At 68.9% G+C, this 18,522-nt stretch carries 16 protein-coding genes; 8 read left to right on the top strand and 8 right to left on the bottom strand.

Annotated elements, in window-relative coordinates; translation table 11 throughout:
* The first annotated feature begins 1 nt into the window (after position 1).
* The 7 genes from ASC46_RS08235 to ASC46_RS08205 all read left to right on the top strand — a co-directional run bounded on the left by ASC46_RS08235 (position 2) and on the right by ASC46_RS08205 (position 9,508).
* Complete coding sequence (locus tag ASC46_RS08235; RefSeq protein ID WP_055458800.1) at positions 2–1,348, top strand: O-antigen ligase family protein; 1,347 nt, start codon at positions 2–4, stop codon at positions 1,346–1,348.
* Positions 1,336–3,282, top strand: coding sequence for a tyrosine-protein kinase domain-containing protein (locus tag ASC46_RS08230; protein ID WP_055458799.1), 1,947 nt, complete (start codon positions 1,336–1,338; stop codon positions 3,280–3,282). The genes ASC46_RS08235 and ASC46_RS08230 overlap by 13 nt, the downstream gene beginning before the upstream one ends.
* The gene (locus ASC46_RS08225) at positions 3,282–4,817 is read left to right on the top strand and encodes a hypothetical protein (protein ID WP_055458798.1); all 1,536 of its coding nucleotides are present in this window, start codon (positions 3,282–3,284) and stop codon (positions 4,815–4,817) included. Before ASC46_RS08230 ends, ASC46_RS08225 begins: the two co-directional genes overlap by 1 nt.
* A 13-nt stretch (positions 4,818–4,830) precedes the next feature.
* Complete coding sequence (locus ASC46_RS21105; RefSeq protein ID WP_055458797.1) at positions 4,831–5,598, top strand: AAA family ATPase; 768 nt, start codon at positions 4,831–4,833, stop codon at positions 5,596–5,598.
* Complete coding sequence (locus ASC46_RS08215) at positions 5,595–6,983, top strand: oligosaccharide flippase family protein (RefSeq protein WP_063188402.1); 1,389 nt, start codon at positions 5,595–5,597, stop codon at positions 6,981–6,983. The genes ASC46_RS21105 and ASC46_RS08215 overlap by 4 nt, the downstream gene beginning before the upstream one ends.
* A gap of 149 nt (positions 6,984–7,132) precedes the next feature.
* On the top strand, positions 7,133–8,032 hold the full coding sequence (locus ASC46_RS21595) for a LuxR C-terminal-related transcriptional regulator (protein ID WP_082464760.1): 900 nt from the start codon (positions 7,133–7,135) through the stop codon (positions 8,030–8,032).
* A gap of 87 nt (positions 8,033–8,119) precedes the next feature.
* Complete coding sequence (locus ASC46_RS08205) at positions 8,120–9,508, top strand: polysaccharide biosynthesis/export family protein (protein ID WP_082464759.1); 1,389 nt, start codon at positions 8,120–8,122, stop codon at positions 9,506–9,508.
* Positions 9,509–9,523: 15 nt separating this feature from the next.
* Here the strand turns inward: ASC46_RS08205 and ASC46_RS08200 are convergent, their stop codons facing one another.
* The 8 genes from ASC46_RS08200 to ASC46_RS08165 form a co-directional block, all read right to left on the bottom strand.
* Positions 9,524–10,519 (bottom strand): LysR family transcriptional regulator, encoded by a 996-nt coding sequence (locus ASC46_RS08200; RefSeq protein ID WP_055458793.1) that lies wholly within the window; start codon positions 10,517–10,519, stop codon positions 9,524–9,526.
* Positions 10,506–12,044 (bottom strand): aldehyde dehydrogenase family protein, encoded by a 1,539-nt coding sequence (locus tag ASC46_RS08195; RefSeq protein WP_055458792.1) that lies wholly within the window; start codon positions 12,042–12,044, stop codon positions 10,506–10,508. The genes ASC46_RS08200 and ASC46_RS08195 overlap by 14 nt, the downstream gene beginning before the upstream one ends.
* Positions 12,041–12,916, bottom strand: a complete 876-nt coding sequence (locus tag ASC46_RS08190; protein ID WP_055458791.1) for an NAD(P)-dependent oxidoreductase — start codon at positions 12,914–12,916, stop codon at positions 12,041–12,043. Before ASC46_RS08190 ends, ASC46_RS08195 begins: the two co-directional genes overlap by 4 nt.
* A gap of 15 nt (positions 12,917–12,931) precedes the next feature.
* Positions 12,932–13,423 carry a hypothetical protein gene (locus ASC46_RS08185; protein WP_055458790.1) on the bottom strand — a complete coding sequence of 164 codons (492 nt, stop codon included), beginning with the start codon at positions 13,421–13,423 and terminating at the stop codon, positions 12,932–12,934.
* Positions 13,424–13,435: 12 nt separating this feature from the next.
* On the bottom strand, positions 13,436–14,260 hold the full coding sequence (locus ASC46_RS08180) for a DUF3100 domain-containing protein (RefSeq protein WP_055458789.1): 825 nt from the start codon (positions 14,258–14,260) through the stop codon (positions 13,436–13,438).
* A 188-nt stretch (positions 14,261–14,448) separates the two neighbouring features.
* Complete coding sequence (locus ASC46_RS08175) at positions 14,449–15,210, bottom strand: ABC transporter permease (protein ID WP_055458788.1); 762 nt, start codon at positions 15,208–15,210, stop codon at positions 14,449–14,451.
* Positions 15,207–16,133: an ABC transporter ATP-binding protein gene (locus ASC46_RS08170; RefSeq protein WP_055458978.1), complete on the bottom strand. Its 927-nt coding sequence runs from the start codon at positions 16,131–16,133 to the stop codon at positions 15,207–15,209. The genes ASC46_RS08175 and ASC46_RS08170 overlap by 4 nt, the downstream gene beginning before the upstream one ends.
* Before the next feature lie 153 nt (positions 16,134–16,286).
* Entirely contained in the window at positions 16,287–17,135 is an 849-nt protein-coding gene (locus ASC46_RS08165) for an AraC family transcriptional regulator (protein WP_055458787.1), read from the bottom strand.
* Positions 17,136–17,244: 109 nt separating this feature from the next.
* Between ASC46_RS08165 and ASC46_RS08160 the strand changes: the two genes are divergently transcribed.
* Entirely contained in the window at positions 17,245–18,450 is a 1,206-nt protein-coding gene (locus ASC46_RS08160; protein ID WP_055458786.1) for an MFS transporter, read from the top strand.
* Positions 18,451–18,522: the final 72 nt, after the last annotated feature.

Below are 18,522 nucleotides of genomic sequence, written 5' to 3'. Positions count from 1 at the left end.
CATGCTGCTGGATCTCATGCTCATCATTGGCCTTCTGCTCTCCACGACCTCACAGTTGCGCGTGGCTGCCATTCCAATCGGCCCGGGGGAGGCGCTCCTCCTTCTGTGGCTCGCTATCACGGCGACCCGCGAGATGGCCCGGCTCGGCCCACCACTGACGCACGCCCTGAGCCGCCTCCTGATCTTCTGGTCGGCCTTCGCCGCCGCCCTCTGTCTCGGTGCTATGACGGGCTATGCCATGGGCGACATGCATGACCCCCGCTGGTTCTATCATGACATCGCGGCCTATGGGCTCGCCGCCCTCATCAGCTGCTTCGGCGTCATCCATCTCGAGGCAAGCGGCCGGTTGCGTCCGCGCATCTGGCTGTTCGTCGGTCTCGGCACGGGGCTCCTTGCGCTTCAGGCGGTCCTCGGCTGGTTCGATGCGGGCGGCGGGCAGTTCGCAACCTGGGAATGGGACCGGCTGCGCGGCCTCACCGAGAACGCCAACCAGCTTGCCCTGACGAGCGCCATCATCGGGCTCCTCGCGCTCCACCTCGCCGACACCGCGCGGCAGCCGCTGCCGCGGCTGGCTGCAGGCCTATGCATCGTCGTCGCCGTCGTCGTGGGGCGCCTGACGAAGAGCGATGCCTTCCTCCTCGTCATCGCGGTATCCGGCGTCGTTTACGTCCTCATGAAGCTGAGGACGTGGATGCTCGCCGAGGTGAACCCCCTGCCGCTGCGCTCGGCCGCGGCCTGGGCACTCGCCCTGTCCCTGCCCTTTGCCGTCGCGCTCGCCGCTCCCTTCGGCTCGTCGCTCGCGCAGCAGGCAGAGGCTGTCGCCGCGCATGCCATGCGTGGCGGCGGCGAACGGGAGACGCGCGAAACGGCGAATCTGCGCATCGCCATCTGGAGCGAAGCCATGCGCCGCGGGCTCGAGGCCCTGGCGCTCGGCCTCGGTCCCGGCCCGCACCTGAAGATCCCGGATGAGATTGCCATCGGGCGCCGCAGCACGAGCGGCGGGCCGCAAGACGTTCCGCAGCCGGAGGTCAGGCTCGCCCCGAATTTCGAGGCGCACAACACCGTGCTCGACGTCTTCGTGCAGGGCGGGCTCCCGGCCCTTCTCGGTCTTGGATGGCTGATCGGCGGCATCCTCGTGGGCGCCTGGCGCGGCCGGCTCGATGCCGTCACGACGCTCGTGTGCGGCCTCGCCGCTTACAGCCTGTTTCATTTCATCCTGCGCCAGCCGGTCGTCTGGTTCGCTCTGGTCTTCTGCCTCGCGGCGACGGCCGGGCCGTTCCCCGCGGACGCCCGACAAAGGACGGGTGCGGCCTTTCCAACGGGAGACCGGGAACCATGCGCGTACTGAACACGGAAGGCATCCTGCGCCTCGCCGAACCCGGCCGGTCCAAGAACTTCGCCGACGATCGCGGGCATGGACCGCTCCAGGATCCGACGGCTGCTCCCCCCTTCCTTCACCTCATTCAGGCGCTTCTGCGCAGGCGCTGGCTCATCGTCGCCATCGCCGCCGCGGGGACGCTGCTGGCTGCGATCCTCGCGCTCGTTGTGCCGCCCCAGTACACCGCGACGGCCCAGTTGACCGTGGAGCGCCCCGCCGGCGGCGGCCAGGCACCCGAGCGCATCCTCGATGAGATCATCGACACTCACCTCGCCCTCATCGCTTCCCGGGACCACCTCCGGCGTGTCGCGAGCCGCCTGCAGCCGCTGCAACTTGCGAAACCCGACGCTCAGGCGCCCGCTGCACCGTCGTTCGGTGCGCCGGAGAGCGCGGCCGGAGGCCGCTCCGAGGCAGCCGGACAGGATATCGGCCAGCGGATGCTGCAGCGTCTCACCGTCTGGATCCCGTCCTTGTCGGGACGCAGCGAGGCCGACCGTTTCCTGGAGAACCTCTACCGCAGGACAACGGTCCTCCAGGAGCGGCGCTCACGGCTGATCACGGTGGCCTTCACCTCGCCCGACCCGCGTACCGCAGCCATCTATGCCAACCGCATCGCCGAGGCCTATGTCGACAGCCTCCAACAACAGATGGAGGCGGATGCGGTGGCGCAGCTGCACGACATCGACCGTCAGGTCGACGCCGCGCGGCGCGAGGTGCAGGCTGCACAGCAGGCGGTGCAGGATGCGATCCGACGCCGCGTCGAAGCGCCTTCCGGGCCGGGCGGCGCTGTCGACGCGGACCGCGAGATCCGCGACCTGACCCGCCTCAGCCGCGAGGCCGCCGAGTTCCACGAAAACCTGCTGCGCCGCCGCACGGAGATGAAGGAAGCGCAAGCGAGCATCCGGCCGGGCATCGGGGTGCAATCGCGTGCCGCCGTGCCGACTTGGCCGAGCTCGCACAATCCGCTCCTGTTCGTGGTGCCGAGCGCCTTCCTGTCCCTCATGGCGGGCTGCTGGCTCGCACTGATCCTGGAACGAGCGGACCGCAGCCTGCGCAGCGACCGGGAAGTTCAGCGGGTCCTGGGGATTCCATGCATCGGCCTTTTCCCGCGGGTGCGCGCCGGCGCCATCGGTGCGCCGAGGCTCCACATCCTCAACCATCCCGGTTCACCCTATTCGGAAGCGGTGCGGAACATCGCGGCAGCCCTGCAGGCACATCACACCGGCCGCGGCTCGCGGGTCGTCCTGGTCACCTCGAGCCTCGCCGGCGAGGGCAAGTCGACGCTTGCAGCGGCACTGTCGGCCTATTTCGGCACCCTTGGCCGCCGGGTCCTCCTGATCGACCTCGATATCCTTCCGGCAGCGGAACGCTCGCGCGAGCCGGCGCGCGCAGGCAACCGGCGCTCGCCCTCGCGCGAGCAAATGCGGGAGATGATTGCTCCCCAGCCCGAGCTCGGAGTGGACTATCTCGGCCTGTCGCGTCTTGGCGTCGATCCGCTGCTGTTTTTCGAGCCGGAAGGGCTGCCGCGGCTCTTGACGGACCTGCGCAAGTCCTACGACGTCATCGTCGTGGGCGGACCGCCGGTGCTGGGCGCGTCGGAGGCTCGGCTGCTGCCGTCCATCGCCGACCAGGTGCTCTTCGTTGTGCGCTGGGCATCAACGAAGCGTGACGTCGCCGAACATGCGCTGAGCTTCCTGCGCCGATTCCGCGCGATGGACGAGCCCGGCCCCGGCGCGACCTTTGCCGTGCTCTCGCATGTGAAGCTCAAGCAGCAGGCGCGGCTCTCCTTCGGCGACACCGGTGGTGACCCACCGGCATTCGGCCCCGGTCCCGACCGGCCACCGGCCGATCGCCCCTCCGCACGGACGGCCGAGGACGCCGGCCCTGTCGAGAGGAGCGCCTGATGGTCCAACCGCACCGAGCCGAGCGCCGCCTGCGGGCCCTGCGGCCGATGCCACCGCACGCGCCGCGGCCGGATCTCGTCCTCGACCTCCTCGCGCGCTTCGGCCAGCAACAGATTTGCTATTGCTACTGGAAGGGCACGGAGAAGCTCGCCGGTGCCCTCGGCGGCGAGGGCGACCTCGATCTCCTCGTCTCGCGCGCCGACCACGGCCGGGCCCAGGCGATCCTGCTGTCCGCCGGTTTCAAGTTCTTCCCCTCCGTCAAGGATCGGGAACCGGTCGGAGTCTTCACCTATCTGGGCTTCGACGAAGGCCACGGACGTCTCGTTCATGTCCACCTGCACACCCGGCTGGTGAGCGGCGGACCGCTGACGCGGCACTGGCACCTGCCGTGGGAGGAGGCGGTGCTGGCGCGGGCCGTCTCCCACGAGCACCTGCCCGTCAGGCACCTCGACCCGGCCTCGGAGGCGTTGCTCCTTCTGACGCGCTGCTGCCTCGAATGCGGCGGTTGGGACCCCGTCTCGCTGCGCCGCGGGCGCGCGCAACGCGCGGCGTTCGCTACCGCCCGGCAGGGCCTTCGCGGAAAGGTGTCGCGCGAAGACCTGTATGCGCTGGCCGCGGCGCTGCTGCCGGACGATCTCGCGGTGGCGTTCTCCGATGCCCTGAACGGCCCCCTGCCGGACCGCCACTCGCCCCTCGGCCGGGCGATCCGGCACCATCTGGCCGACGGCGCCCGTGCCTACAACGGGACGGAGAGCGCGCTGCGCAGCGCAGGCCGGTCGATGTCCTGGCTTCTCGGACGGTTCAACCGCGACGTCGTGCAGTTGCCGCGCCCGTGGAACCGCCGCCCTGCCGCCGGCGGCCTCGTGGTGGCGCTCGTCGGGGTCGACGGCAGCGGCAAATCCACGCTGCTCTCGGCCCTCACGCAATGGCTCAGTCCGAAGTTCGACGTCCTGCCGATCTATTTCGGCACCGGTGACGGTCGCCCGTCGCTGGTCCTGCGGCCGCTCAAATGGCTGTTGCCGCTCGCGACCCGCGCCGCCGGCAGCAAGCCGCGTGTCGCCTCGCACGGCAAGCCCTCGGCCGCCGCTCCGTCCTTTGCTTACGGCCTTCTGCTCACCGTCTGGGCCCTGGCGGTGGCGGCCGACAAGCGTGCCAAGCTCGCCGCGGCATGGCGGGGCGCCAACCGCGGCCTTCTCGTGCTGACCGACCGCTATCCGCAGTGCGAGAGCCGGCGCTTCAATGACGGCCCGCTGCTGGAGCGCCTGCCGGCGGTGCCGGGCTGGCTGCGGCGGCACGAACGGGCGGTCTACGAACGGGCCCGGCGGCTGCCACCCCACCTGGTGCTCAAGCTCCTGGCGGCACCCGAGTCCCTGGCGCTGCGCGAGCCCGCCATGGATCCGACAGTGATCCGTCAAAGACTCGACGCCTTGTCCGGACTCGCCTTCGGCGGCGCGGACATCGTCTGCCTTGATGCCGACCGGCCACTCGAGGAGGTGATCCTGCGGGCAAAGAGAGAAATCTGGCAGCGCCTCTAGAAAGGCAGGCCCCATGATCGTCGAATTTTTCGGTCCTCCGGGCGCCGGCAAAACGACGCTGGCGCGCATGCTCGCCGCACGGCTGAACGCGCAGGGCTACGACACGGTCCTCTGGCACAGCAGCAGGCCGACGGAACTCGTTCCACTGCGCGGGCCGGACCGCCTCACACGCCAGCTCGCCCCCATCCGCCGCATGCGCAGGTCCGTCGCCGAAACCCTGTCGATCGTTCGCCACCCCCTCGCCAATGCCGAGCAGATCGCCCTCGCGAACCGCATGCTCAAAACCCTGCCCCCGCGCGGCATCCTCACGCGGCTGCGCGAGGCCCAATACATCTGCCGCATGGCGCAGGCCTGGTACGGCGCCGCGCGACTGGGGCGGATCACGATCTTCGACCAAGGGCTCGTCCAGGAGCTCTGCTCTCTGGCGATCCTTTCCGGTCACGCCGACGTCGCGTCGCTCGTCATGCTCCTCGAAAGCATCCCGCTCGCGCAGCTCTCGGTGCTCGTGAGCGTATCCCCGACGCTGCTGAAAAAGCGGACGATCGAGCGGCTGTCGCGCCTGCAGCTCATCGAGCGCTTCTTCGAGCGCCGCGACAGGCCGGATTTCGTTCCGGTCGCGCACCAGCTCCGCGACCTGCTCGTCCGCAGCGGACATCCGGTCCTGTGTGCCTGCTCGGTGGACGATCCCTCGACCGAGAGCAGCCTCGAGCGGATCGAGCAGGAGGTGGTTCGTCAATACCGTTCCGCGCAGCACCAGGAGCTGAGGAGGTCCGGCGGATGAAACCGATGAAGACCGTGCCGGCAGTAGACGCCCCCGCGGGCGAACCGGCCGACGGCAAAGGCGCGGAGGCGCATCTCTTCTCGGCTGCCGCGGCTGCCGGGCGCGTGCGGCGTGGCGGCCTCGTCGCCTTCTTCGTCTACAGCGCCGGCTATGCGATCACCTATCTCTCGCAGCTCGTCGTCGCGCGCCTCATCGGCGTACACGACTATGGCATCTACGCCTATGTGACGGCCTGGGCGACGGTCCTCATCTATGTCTCGACCCTCGGCTTCGATGTCGCGCTGCTGCGTTTCGTGCCTGTCTACCGAGCGAAGGAAGCCTGGGCGCTGATGCGCGGCGTCGTGCGCTACGCCCGGCGCAGCGTCGCCGTCGTCGGGTTGACCCTCACCCTTGCGAGCGCCTGCCTGATGCTGGCCTGGCAGCCGGACGACGACCTGGCCGTGCCGTTTCTCATCGGCTTTGCCGCGGTTCCTTTCGTCGCGCTGCTGCGGGTCCAATGCACCGTGCTTCGGGCCTCGGGCGCCGTCGTCGCCGCTCTCGCCCCGGACCGCATCGTCCGTGAAGGCAGCCTCGTCGTGCTCGTCACGATTGCGACCCTTCTTGTCGGCCGCCAGATCAGTGCGCAATGGGCCCTCACCGCCGCCCTCGCCGGTGCCGTGACCGGCCTGCTGCTCGCCCATTACGCCATGCGGACCCATCATCCGTTGCCCGGACCGGAGGTCCCGCCCGAGTACGATACGGCCGCCTGGCGGAACGCGGCCCTGCCCTTGATGATCGCCGGGGCGACCGAGGTGCTGCTCAACCGCACCGGCGTCATCGTGCTCGGCTGGATGGACCATACGACGGAAGCCGGCATCTACAGCCTGGCGTTCAATGTCGCGCTGCTCGTGACCCTGCCGCGGGTGGCCGTCAACACGCTTTTTGCGCCGGCAATCTCCAGCCTGCACGCGGCCGGGGACCGGCACGCCCTGCAGGCGCTGGTACAGCGCACCGCCCAGTGGACGCTCGCCGCGGCCGCGGCCATCGCGGCCGTCATCTTCGTTGTCGCCGAACCGCTGATGTCGTCCTTCGGCACAGCTTATAGCGAGGGCGTCGTGCCGCTGCGCATCCTGCTCGTCGCGCAGGTGCTCGCCGTCGGGGCCGGATCTCAACTCTATGTGATGACCATGACGGGGCACGAGCGCAGCGCCGCGACACTGCTCGTCGGCGCAGCCGGCGCGAACATCGTCGTCAGCCTGGTGCTGGTGCAGTTCTTCGGCGTCGCCGGCGCGGCCCTCGGATCGGCGGGCACCCTGCTCGCCTGGAATGCCGCCATGGCGCTCTGGATCTGGCGGCGGCTGGGGCTCGCGCCCGGTCTCCTGCGCCTGGCCGCGCCGCGGTCCTGACGGTGCGGCCCCGCAGGACGCCGCCCGCCCCCAATCGATCCTTGGCGAAAGGTCTGAAACCCATGAGCGGCAACGCCAAATTCCGGCAGCTAATTTAAACAGATTAACTGCCCCGCGTTGACACATGCATCATTTAAGATAAATTTTTAATGTCCGGGATCACGCTGGCAGGGGATGTGGGGATGAGACAAATTCCTGCCATTACTATTGTTGTATCCTCAAATACACTTCTAAGGGAAGGTTTAGCGCGGGTTCTGAGTGGCGCCAGTTTTACGGAGATCATGTCAGCCCCCGCACTCGACGGGCTCGATATATCGGCTCTTCCCGTCTCGGGCTCGGCTTTGATTATCGTCGATGTCGATTCCGACTTTGATCACAAGATCAGGCAGATCCGATCGCTCAGGGACGCCTGCCCGACGGCGCGCATTGCGGTCTTCGGCGAGAGCCTCCGCCGCAGCGACATTGCCACCGCGCTCAGGGCCGGCGCCAATGCGTGCTTTGCCCATGTGTCAGCCTGCGACGTCTTCATCAAGGCGCTCGAGCTCGTGATGCTGGGCGAGCCGGTCGTGCAGCCGGTGCTGTGGGCGCTCAATCTCGCCGACGACACCGAGCGTTCGCCCGATCGCAGCGACGCGGCGGGCGGCGACGACGACACCCCCAAGCGCTCTGATCCGGAGCCGGGGCCGGGTGCCGACGTCAAGCTAGCGGCATTCGGCATGGAGACGGCCGCAACATCCTTCGCGCACGTCCCGGAGCATGGGCTGCCTGCCCTTTCGCCGCGTCAGCACTTCATCCTGCGCTGCCTCGTCCAAGGCGACTCGAATAAGCTCATCGCGCGCAAGATTGCCGTCAGCGAAGGCACGGTGAAGGCGCATCTCAAGGTGCTGCTCAGAAAGATGAAGGTCCGCAACCGCACCCAGGCGGCCATCTGGGCCCTCAGCCATCAATCCTACCTGTCGACGGTGGCGGACGATGCAGAGGAGCGCTCGCTCGCCGAGGCCCCGGCGGCATCCACAGCGGCACGCAGCCCTTGCCGGGCGCTGACGTGACGCGGGCCCCTGCGGGACCGGCCCGACCGGATCGCGCACGGGCAGGTTCGGAGGGGCACCGCCAAACCAACCATCGGGGCCACGACCATGGATCTGACAGGCTCTTCTTGCCGCATGTGGCACGATACGGGTGATGGCGGCAGCGGTGTCGCACGGCGGCTTGCCGGCGAGGCCATGCTGGTCCCGCTTCCTCGCCGGCTGTCCGCCCGGCTTCCCTTTCCCCTCGTCCTCGTGGCCGCCTTGCTCGTCCTCCTCGTCCCGGCAAGGGCAGATTTCCGGGTCGACGTTGGCGACGTGATCGAGATCGTCGTGACGGCAGCACCCGAATTGCAGCGCCGCCTGCCCGTGCGCATCGACGGCCATATCGCGTTTCCGCTGATCGGCACCATGAAGGTCGCCGGTCTCACCGCCGCGGAGCTGCAGGACCAGGTCCAGGCGGCGCTCGCCGCCAAGGTCTTTCAGCGCCGGATGCCCGATGGCAGCCAAGTCGACATCATCATCGGCCCGGACGAGGTCACGGCCAGCGTCGTCGAATACCGACCGATCTACGTCAACGGCGACGTTCTGAAACCGGGCGAATACGTCTATCGCCCGTCTATGACCGTGCGTCAGGCCGTGACGGCCGCCGGCAGCTATTCGCTCGTGCGTTTCGGCACCGGCGACCGCTTCGCCGAGACGGCCAATTTCGAGGCCGAGTTCGGCGCCCTGTGGGCGGAATACGTGCGGATCGAGGCACGGATCTGGGGGTTGCGCAAGCTGCTGGGGCAGGACGCACCCTTCGACTTCTCCACCCTCGTCGGCGGGCCCATCACCCGTGCGAGCGCCACCCAGATCCTGACCCTCGAATCCGAGCGCGTCGCCGCCGTCGAGGCCGATCAGCATCGCCGCCGGGATGCCCTCGTGCGCTCCCTCAAGGAATGCGACGACGAGATCGAGGTCCTGGCCGAACGCCAGAAGGTCGAGGACAAGAGCGCCGCTGACGATACCGAGGAGCTGGAGCGCGCCACGAAGCTCTACGGTCGCGGGGAACTGATCAGCCAGCGGGTAACGGATGCGCGGCGAGCCGTGATGCTGTCGGCGTCCCGGCGGCTCGAAACGACCTCGCGCCTGATGCAGGTCCGGCGGCTGCGCGTCGAGATGCAGTCACAGCTCGACCGGCTCGATGTGGAGCTACGCATGGTTCTGCTGCGCGACCTGCAGGAAGCGAACGGCAGGGCCGAAGGCCTGCGCTCGCGGATCAACGGCCTGATGCTCGTGCGGCAGCGGACGCTGGACCTGCCCGACGCCGGCCCGAGCGCCGCGTTGAAGCCCCAGGTGATGATCGTCCGCAAGGACGATGGAGGCCGCGCGCGCTTCCTCGCGGACGAGGACACGGAGCTTTATCCCGGCGACGTGCTGCAGGTTTCCGTCAGCGCGGTGACACCCGGCGGCATCGCGAGCGGTGGCGCCGTGAACGGAACGGTGGCGGTGCGCTGAAGCGCCGGGCACTCCTCAGTGCGCCTCGTCCATGCGGCCGAGCCGAGCCATCATCGCCGTGATGTCGGCGGCGAAGAGCTGTGCCGCGGCGCCGAGGGCGCGGCCCCGCTTTTTCAGCAGCATGGATCGGGCCCCCACGAGCGGCCCGTCGGCGAGGGCGACGGTGGCGAGCCCGCCATCGATGCCGTGGATGGCGAAGCGCGGCAGGAAGGTGACGCCGCTGCCTTCGCGCGCGAATTCGAGCAGTAGGGCGATGGAATTGCTCTCCACCTGCTTGCGCAGGCGAAAGCCACCGAGCCATTCCGCCTGCTCGATGGCACGGCGCGTGCCGTAACGTGTCAGCTGGAGCGCGCACGGCACATCGGCGAAGGCCGACAGCGGCAGACGCTCCGCGCCGGCGAAGGCATGGCCCTTATGCATCACCGCGAAGACCGGCGTCGCCGCCTCGGCCAGGCAATCGAGCGCGGGCGTGAGGCGCGGGCTGAAGGCGAGGGCAAGGTCGAGCTCGCCCGCGCCGAGGCGCTCCAGCATCTGTTCGGTGCCCGCCGTCTCCGCATGCAGCGTCACATTGGGATGGGTGGCAAGGAAGCGCGCCGCGCGCGTGCGGAAGGTGGCGGCGATGAAGCCCTCTCCGATGGCGAAGCGCACGATGCCGCGCTCCCCGCCCTCGACGGCCGACAATTCCTCGATGAGGCGCTCGTCAAGCCGCCAGCGTTCCTGCGCATGCTGCGCCAGGAGTTCGCCCGCGACGGTGGCGCGGATGCCGCGCCGCCCGCGCTCCAGCAGCGGCACGCCGAGGTTGAGCTCGATGGCGCGCACGGCACGGCTCACCACGGAGGGCGCGACGCCCATGGCCTCGGCTGCGCCGCGGATGGAACCGGCATCGAAGGCGGCCCGGAAATACTGCAACGAGCGGTCGTCGATGGAGCGCAGGGCGCGCGCCAGCCGCCCGCGGGCCTGGGTCAGGCCCCGCCGGCTGCGCGCGCCGCCATCTCCATCAACCGTAGCCAAAGCTGAAGCCGGGCTTCTCTGCTGTCTCGATCCAGATGCTCTTGGTCTGCAGGTATTCGTCAAGTCCCTCGCGCCCGCTCGAGCGGCCGAAGCCGCTGTCCTTGAAGCCGCCGAACGGCGTCATCACGCTGATCGTCTTGTAGGAATTGACCCACAGCGTGCCCGCCTCGAGCTGCGAGACGATACGCATGGCGCGCCCGACGTCGCGGGTCCAGACCGCACCGGCGAGGCCGAAGTCGCTGTCGTTGGCGATGGCGAGCGCCTCCGCCTCCCCGTCGAAGGGAATGACGCCGACCACCGGGCCGAACACCTCCTCGCGGGCGATCTCGAGGTCGTTGGTGACATCGGCGAGCACCGTCGGGCGATAGAAGAAGCCGTCGTCACATCCCGCCGGCCGGGCGCCGCCCGCAAGAAGCCGGGCACCGTCGCGCCGGGCCTGGGCCACCATCGTCTCGATGCGCGCGTGCTGACGCGCGTTCTGCACGGGGCCAACCTGCGTGCCGGCCGCCAGCGGCGCGCCGACCACGATCTTCTCGGCGAGCGCGGCGAGCCTCTCGGCGACCTCACCGTAGATCCTGCGCTCGACAAGGAGCCGCGAACCGGCGACACAGCTCTGGCCCGCGCCGGAGAAGATGGCGCCGGCGGCGCCGCCCACGGCCTTTTCGAGGTCGGCATCGGCGAAGACGATATTGGCTGACTTGCCGCCGAGCTCGAGCACGCAGGGCTTGACGCCTTCGGCGCATAGCGCCGCGATGCGCCGGCCCGTGGCCGGTGAGCCGATGAAGGCCACCTTGCGCACGGCGCGGTGGCGGATGGCGGCCGCACCCGTCGTGTGGCCGAGGCCGGTCAGCACGCCGACGGCTGCTTCGGGCACGCCGGCCTCGATCATGAGCCGGCCGAGGGCGAGCGCGGTGAGCGGCGTATTCTCGGAAGGCTTGAGCAGCACCGCATTGCCGGTGGCGAGCGCAGGGGCCACATTCCAGCCGGCGACGAAGAGCGGTGCATTCCACGGCGTGATGATCAGCACGACGCCGTAGGGCACTTTCATGGTCTGGTTGACGTGCGAGGTCGGCACGGGGATGACCTCGCCGTGGATCTTGTCGCACCAGCCGGCGTAGTACTCGAACATCTCGGCGACCTTGATCGCCTCGGCGCGCGCATCGGCCAGCGGCTTGCCGACATTGACCGCCTCCATGCGGGCGAGATCCTCCACCCGCTCGCGCACCAGTGCGCCGACGCGATGGAGGATGCGGCCGCGCTCGGCAGCCGTCAGCCCCCACCACGCCTTGCGCCCCTCATCGGCCGCCGCCGCGGCGTTGGCGACGAGCGCCTCGCCCGCATCGGCATAGGTGAGGAGGGTGCGCCCGCTCGCCGGGTCGGCGACCGTCACCGTGTCGCCGGCGCCGTCGACGAGGCGGCCGGCGACGAGGCTCGCCACCCGGGCCTCCTCCCCCCAGAACGGCGAAAGGAGCGAGCGCGCGTCGGCAGGTGCTGCGGAAAGGGCGGTCGCGGAAGGGTCGGTCATGCAGGATCTCCCAGAGCGGCGCGGTTGAAGTCGGCAGCCGGTCCCCAGCCCCTTGTCAGCGCATTCCAGCGCTCGCGCACCTCGCGCAGCATGGGGATGGCGAGGCCCGTGCGCTCGGCGAGCGCGAGCGCGAGGCCGACGTCCTTGGCCATGAGGCCCATGGTGAAGCCGGAATCGAAGCTGCCGCTCGCGATCCAGCGCGGATAGTTCACCTCCGTGACGGCGCTGCGGCCGGAAGCGCCGTTGACGACCGTGATCAGCCCCTCCTGCGAGGCGCCCGCGGCGACGCCGACGCGCATCGCCTCGCCGGCGAGGATGAGCTGGCCGGCGACGAGCACGTTGTTGACCAGCTTGGCGATGTGGCCGTCGCCCGGCCCGCCGACGACCGAGACCTTCTGGCCGAGGATGTCGAGCACGGGCCTCGCGCGGGCCACCGCCTCGGCCGTCCCGCCCACCATGATGGCGAGCGTGCCGGCCGCGGCGCCGGCAGGGCCGCCGCTGACGGGCGCATCGACGAGCGTGTGCCCGGCCGAGGCGAGGCGGGCGTGCAAGGCGCGCGTCAGGTCCGGATCGCTCGTCGAAGTGTCGATGACGAGCCGGCCGCTCGCGGGCGAGGCGGCGAGGCCGCCCTCCCCCGTCAGCACCGCCTCGACGGTGGCCGGGAAGGGCAGCGACAGGACGATCGTCTCAGCCTCGCGCCAGATAGCGGGGAGGTCGGCGGTGACCTCGGCGCCGGGGACCGTTGCCACCGCCTCACGGGCGCCGGCAGCGACGTCATAGCCGATCACCGGCACGCCCGCCCGCGCCAGGGTCGCGAGCATGCCCTGTCCCATGCGGCCGAGACCGACGACCGCAACCTTTTGCACTGCCATGGTTCGGGAACCTTCTCAGCCGGTGATGCGCAGCACGAGGTCGGCGATGACGACCGAGCCGATATAGGTGCCGAACATCACGCAGATGGCGACGATGACGATCTTCCAGCCCGACTTGCGGGCGATCGCGAACTCGTTCTTCGTGAGCGCGAGGCCCGCATAGGCGAGCGCCGGCGTCGCCATCGCGAGAAAATTCAGCTTGCCGACCGCCTCGTTGACAAAGGCGGCTCCCGGCACGCCGGGGATTGTCGCGATGATGGCGACGAGGGAGATCCAGGCGACGCTCGGCAGGTAGAACGGCATGTACTTGGCGATGACGAGGCCGACGATCGTCATGGCATAGAGGCAGGCCATGCCCGGCAGCGCCTCGAGCGGCGAGACGTTCGTCGCCACCCAGTTGCCGACGAGCGCGACGGCGCAGACGACGAGGAGCTGAACGGCATGGCTGGCGAGGTCGATCGCACGACCCTCGGCCGGCGCATCGGAAATGGCGATCTCGTTGTTCATGGCTGAGGCTCCTCAGTGCATCGTGCTGGCGCGGTCGGCCGGCGCACAGGTGCGGTAGAGCCACTCGGTGAGCGGCAGGGCGAGGAAGAGGCCGGCATAGAGCCCCGTGGCATAGGTCAGGATGTTGCTCGCTGCGGCGAGGGCGAGAATGAGATCCTTCTGGTCCGGCACGGCCGCGACGAGACCGCCGGTGCAGGCCGCGAGCATCGAGCCGGAGCCGACGCCGCAGGACATGGCGAGCGCACGCACGTCGAAGATGCCGAGCCCGTGCACGAGCGGCGGCATGAGGGCAAAGACGAAGGTGCCGATCAGGGTGCCCGTGGCATAGACGCCCATGGCGCCGGCGCCTTCCGGGCTGTTGAGCCCGTACTTGTCGGCGATGAGGGCAAGGTTCGGCTCGCGGTCGATGGAATAGCTCGCGCCGATGGCCTCGCGGCCCATGCGCAGGAGGAAGACCGCGACCGGGAAGGCGATGAGGATCGTGCCGAGGTTGCCCAGCTCCTGCAGGATAAGCGCGGGCCCGGCGGCGATGATCTTCTCGATCTGCGGGCCGACCGTCGTGCCGAAGCGGGCGATGAACGGCATGATCGCGATGGTGATCATGGTGCCGGCGAGCTTCGTCGCGTCGTGGTTGAGCACCCTGCCCGTCGCCTTGAGCACATTGGGATTGAAGATGATGCCCAGCGCGAAGGCGTAGAGGATCGGCAGGAGGATCACCGCCCCGATGCCGATCGGCACGCGGATGAGGCCGATGATCTCGGACACGACGACGATAGCGAGAACCGCCAGATGAAGAACGAGCGCGGGACCGATCGCCCCGCCGCGGCTGGTAGCCATGAGAAGACCCTCTCTGTGGCGCCGGCCGTCGTCGATTCTCGAACGCTCGCGCCCACGATCAGGCCGGCAAGATGGCACCATGCCGGCAAAATTGCGTTGCGAATAGAACTGTTTTCGCGCCGGAGAGTTGCGCCTTGAGCAACGCTGAGGAGGATGCGGCCGCCTGCAGCGGCGGCCGCGAGCGCGCTTCAGGTCTTGAGGCGGTAGCCGGTCCGGAAGATCCAGCTGACGACGGCGAGGCAGAGCACGAGGAAGGCGAGGGTCATCGCGACGCTCACCGCGATGTTGACGTCGGAGATGCCGTAGAAGCTCCAGCGGAAGCCGCTGACGAGATAGACGACCGGGTTGAACAGGCTCACGGCGCGCCAGAAGGGCGGCAGCATGTCGATGGAATAGAAGCTGCCGCCGAGGAAGGTGAGCGGCGTGACGATGAGCAGCGGCACGAGCTGCAGCTTCTCGAAATTGTCGGCCCATATTCCGATGACGAAGCCGAGGAGGCTGAACGTCACCGCCGTCAGCACGAGGAAGGCGAGCATCCAGAAGGGATGCTCCACGCGCAGCGGCACGAAGAGGGCAGCCGTCGCCAGGATGATGAGGCCGAGGATGATCGATTTCGTCGCCGCCGCGCCGACATAGCTGACCACGATCTCCATCGGCGAGACCGGCGCCGACAGCACCTCGTAGATGGTGCCGACGAAGCGCGGGAAATAGATGCCAAAGGAGGCGTTGGAGATGCTGTGCGTCAGCAGCGTCAGCATGATGAGCCCGGGCACGAGGAAGGCGCCGTAGCTCACGCCGTCGATCTCGGCCATGCGCGGGCCGATGGCCGCGCCGAAGACCACGAAGTAGAGCGAGGTCGAGATGACGGGGGAGACGATGCTCTGCAGCAGCGTGCGCCCGGCGCGCGCCATCTCGAAGCGGTAGATGGCGCTGATGGCGTGAAGGTTCATCGGGCGTTCCTCACGAGGCTGACGAAGATTTCCTCAAGGGAGCTCTGCCGCGTCTGCAGGTCTCGGAAGCGGATTCCTGCGCCCGACAGGTCCTGCAGCAGCGTGGTGATGCCGGTGCGCTCGCCCTGGGTATCGTAGACGTAGGTCAGTTCCGTCCCGTCTTCCGACAGCTGGAGCGCATAGCCGTCGAGCCCCGGGGGTAGCGCCTCGAGCGGCACCTGCAGATGCAGCGTCAACTCCTTGCGGCCCAGCTTGCGCATCAGTTCATCCTTCTCCTCGACGAGCACCAGCTCGCCGCGGTTGATGACGCCGATGCGGTCCGCCATCTCCTCCGCCTCCTCGATGTAGTGGGTGGTGAGGATGACGGTGACGCCCGTGTCGCGCAGCGTGCGCACGACGTTCCACATGTCGCGCCGAAGCTCGACGTCGACGCCGGCCGTCGGCTCGTCGAGGAAGAGGAGTCGCGGCTCGTGCGCCAGCGCCTTGGCGATGAGCACCCGGCGCTTCATGCCGCCCGACAGCGTCATGATCTTGGCGTTGCGCTTGTCCCACAGCGAGAGGTCCTTCAGTACCTTCTCGATATAGGCCGGGTTCGCCGGCTTGCCGAAGAGCCCGCGACTGAAGCTCACGGTAGCCCAGACGGTCTCGAAGGAATCGGTCGTCAGTTCCTGCGGCACGAGGCCGATGATGGAGCGCGCGGCCCGGTAGTCGGCGATGATGTCGTGCCCGTCGACGCGCACGGTGCCCGTGCTCGGCGTCACGAGCCCGCAGACGATGCTGATCAGCGTCGTCTTGCCGGCGCCGTTCGGCCCGAGCAGCGCGAAGATCTCGCCGCGCCGGATCTCGAGATCGATGCCCTTCAGGGCCTCGAAGCCGGATGCATAGGTCTTCGAGAGATTCGTGATGGAGAGGATGGGCTGCATGCGCGGCAGGATAGCGTCGGCGCGTGCCGTTTCGACGGTTTTTTCCGGCTTGCCGGACGCGGCGTCCGGCTCGGCCTCCGCGACAGCCGCGTCGTGGCCATGGATGGTGGGCATGGATCGGTCCTTGCGAGGGTGCAGGCCCGACAGGTGGGGTCACGCTTGCGTGATCGCAACCCGTTCACCGGCTGCGACCGCACGTTGCCCGCGCTTCAGCCAGGCCCGCGGCGCCTCGCCCGTCATGCGTCGGAACATCGTGATGAAGGCCGCGATGCTTTCATAGCCGAGGTCGAGCGCCACAAGGGTCACCGGCTCGCCGTCGGCAAGGCGCGGCAGCGCGGCGAAGACGCAGGCCTGCTGGCGCCACAGGGAGAGGCTGAGCCCGGTCTCGCGCTGGAAGGTGCGGGTGAAGCTGCGCCGACTCATGCCGGCGGCCTTCGCCCAGGCGTCGATGGTGACATGCGCCGACGGCTCGGCGAGGAAGCGGCGGCACAGCGCGACGAGCTGGGGATTGGCCGGAAAGGGCAGCGCCAGCGGCCGCTCGGGAAGGCGCGGAATCTCGTGCAGGATGAGGTCGAGCAGCAGCGCGTCGCGGCCGGCCGCGGGCACATCGCGCGCCAGCGCCATCGCCTCGACGATGAGGCTGCGCATGAGGCTGGTGACGGCGACCACGCGCAAATCCTGCGGCAGGCCGGGAATGGCCGCGGGGCGGACATAGACGGAGCGCATCGCGACGTCGCCGAGCATGTCGACCGCGTGATCGATCCCCGCCGGCAGCCAGATGGCATGGCCGGGCGGCACCATCCAGCGGCCGCTGTCCGTGTGGACCATGGCGACGCCGGACAGGGCATAGAGCAGCTGCGCGCGCGTGTGGCGGTGGCGCGTGACGTGATGGCCGTCCGGATAGTCCGCCGGCAGGGCGATGACCGCCGCCTGCGCGCTGTCGATCCACTCCCGGCGCTGCCGATCGACATGCAGGGGCTGCATGACGCTACGCCCATTCATGCGCCACCCTCAGACTTGGCCCAACCACGAAACTTTTGGACCAAAACACGAAAGCAGTACGCCCGCAAGCGGCCTATGGAAGAAGCAGCAAGCCATCGGAGCCCAGCCCGTGACCGACACGCCCGTCACCGCCAGATCCCATGCCGAGAACACGGCCTTCCTCGTGATCGCGGCGGTGAGCCTGTGCCATCTCATCAACGATGTCATGCAGTCGCTGCTGGCGGCGATCTATCCGATGCTGAAGCGCGACTACGGGCTCGACTTCTGGCAGATCGGGCTCCTGACCATGACCTTCCAGGGTACGGCGTCGCTGCTGCAGCCGATGATCGGCCTCTACGCGGACAAGCGGCCCATGCCCTATTCGCTGCCCGTCGGCATGGGCTCGACCTTCGTGGGCCTGATGGTTCTCGCCTTCGCCAGCGACTACCTCCTCCTCGTCGCCGGGGCGGCGCTCATCGGCATCGGCTCGGCGATCTTCCATCCCGAGGCCTCGCGCGTCGCGCGTCTCGCCTCCGGCGGACGCTACGGCCTCGCCCAGTCGCTGTTTCAGGTCGGCGGCAATTTCGGCTCGGCGCTCGGGCCTCTGCTCGCCGCCTTCATCGTCGTGCCCCGCGGCCAGGCGAGCGTCGCCTGGTTCTCCCTCATCGCCTTCATCGGCATGGCCATCCTGTGGCAGGTCGGCGCCTGGTACGCGCGCTACCAGGCGCGGGTGACGCAACGCCCGAAGGCGACGCGCACGGTCTCGATCGCCCGGTACAAGATCGTCGTCGCCCTCGTGGTGCTCGCCATCCTCACCTTCTCGAAGAACGTGTACATGGCGAGCATCTCCAGCTTCTACACCTTTTACGTGCTCGACCGGTTCGGCGTGTCCGTGCAGCTGTCGCAGGTGATGCTGTTCGTCTTCCTCGGATCGGCGGCGGCTGGCACGATCCTCGGCGGCCCGATCGGCGACCGCATCGGTGCCAAGGCAGTGATCTGGGTGTCCATCCTCGGCGCCGTGCCGTTCACGCTCGCCCTGCCCTACGCCAGCCTCGAGTGGACGATCGTGCTTTCTGCCGTCATCGGCCTCGTGATGGCCTCCGCCTTCCCGGCCATCGTCGTCCTCGCGCAGGAACTCGTCCCCGGCCGCGTCGGCATGGTTGCGGGTATCTTCTTCGGTCTCGCCTTCGGCACGGCCGGCATCGCGGCGGCGCTGCTCGGGGTCGTCGCCGACGCCAAGGGCATCGCCTATGTCTACTGGCTGTGCTCCTTCCTGCCGCTGCTCGGGCTCCTCACCATCTTCCTGCCCAACCTGCGGCGCGGCGGGGCCGCCTGATACGGCGCGCCGGGAAGAGGACGCTTCCGAACAAGGGCGAGCCGGGAACAGCGACGCCCTCCCTCACCACCG

The sequence above is a fragment of the Chelatococcus sambhunathii genome (assembly GCF_001418005.1).
Taxonomy (GTDB): Bacteria; Pseudomonadota; Alphaproteobacteria; order Rhizobiales; family Beijerinckiaceae; genus Chelatococcus_A; species Chelatococcus_A sambhunathii.
Note: the sequence above shows the minus strand (reverse complement) of the source record. Positions and strands in the feature narration are given on the sequence as shown.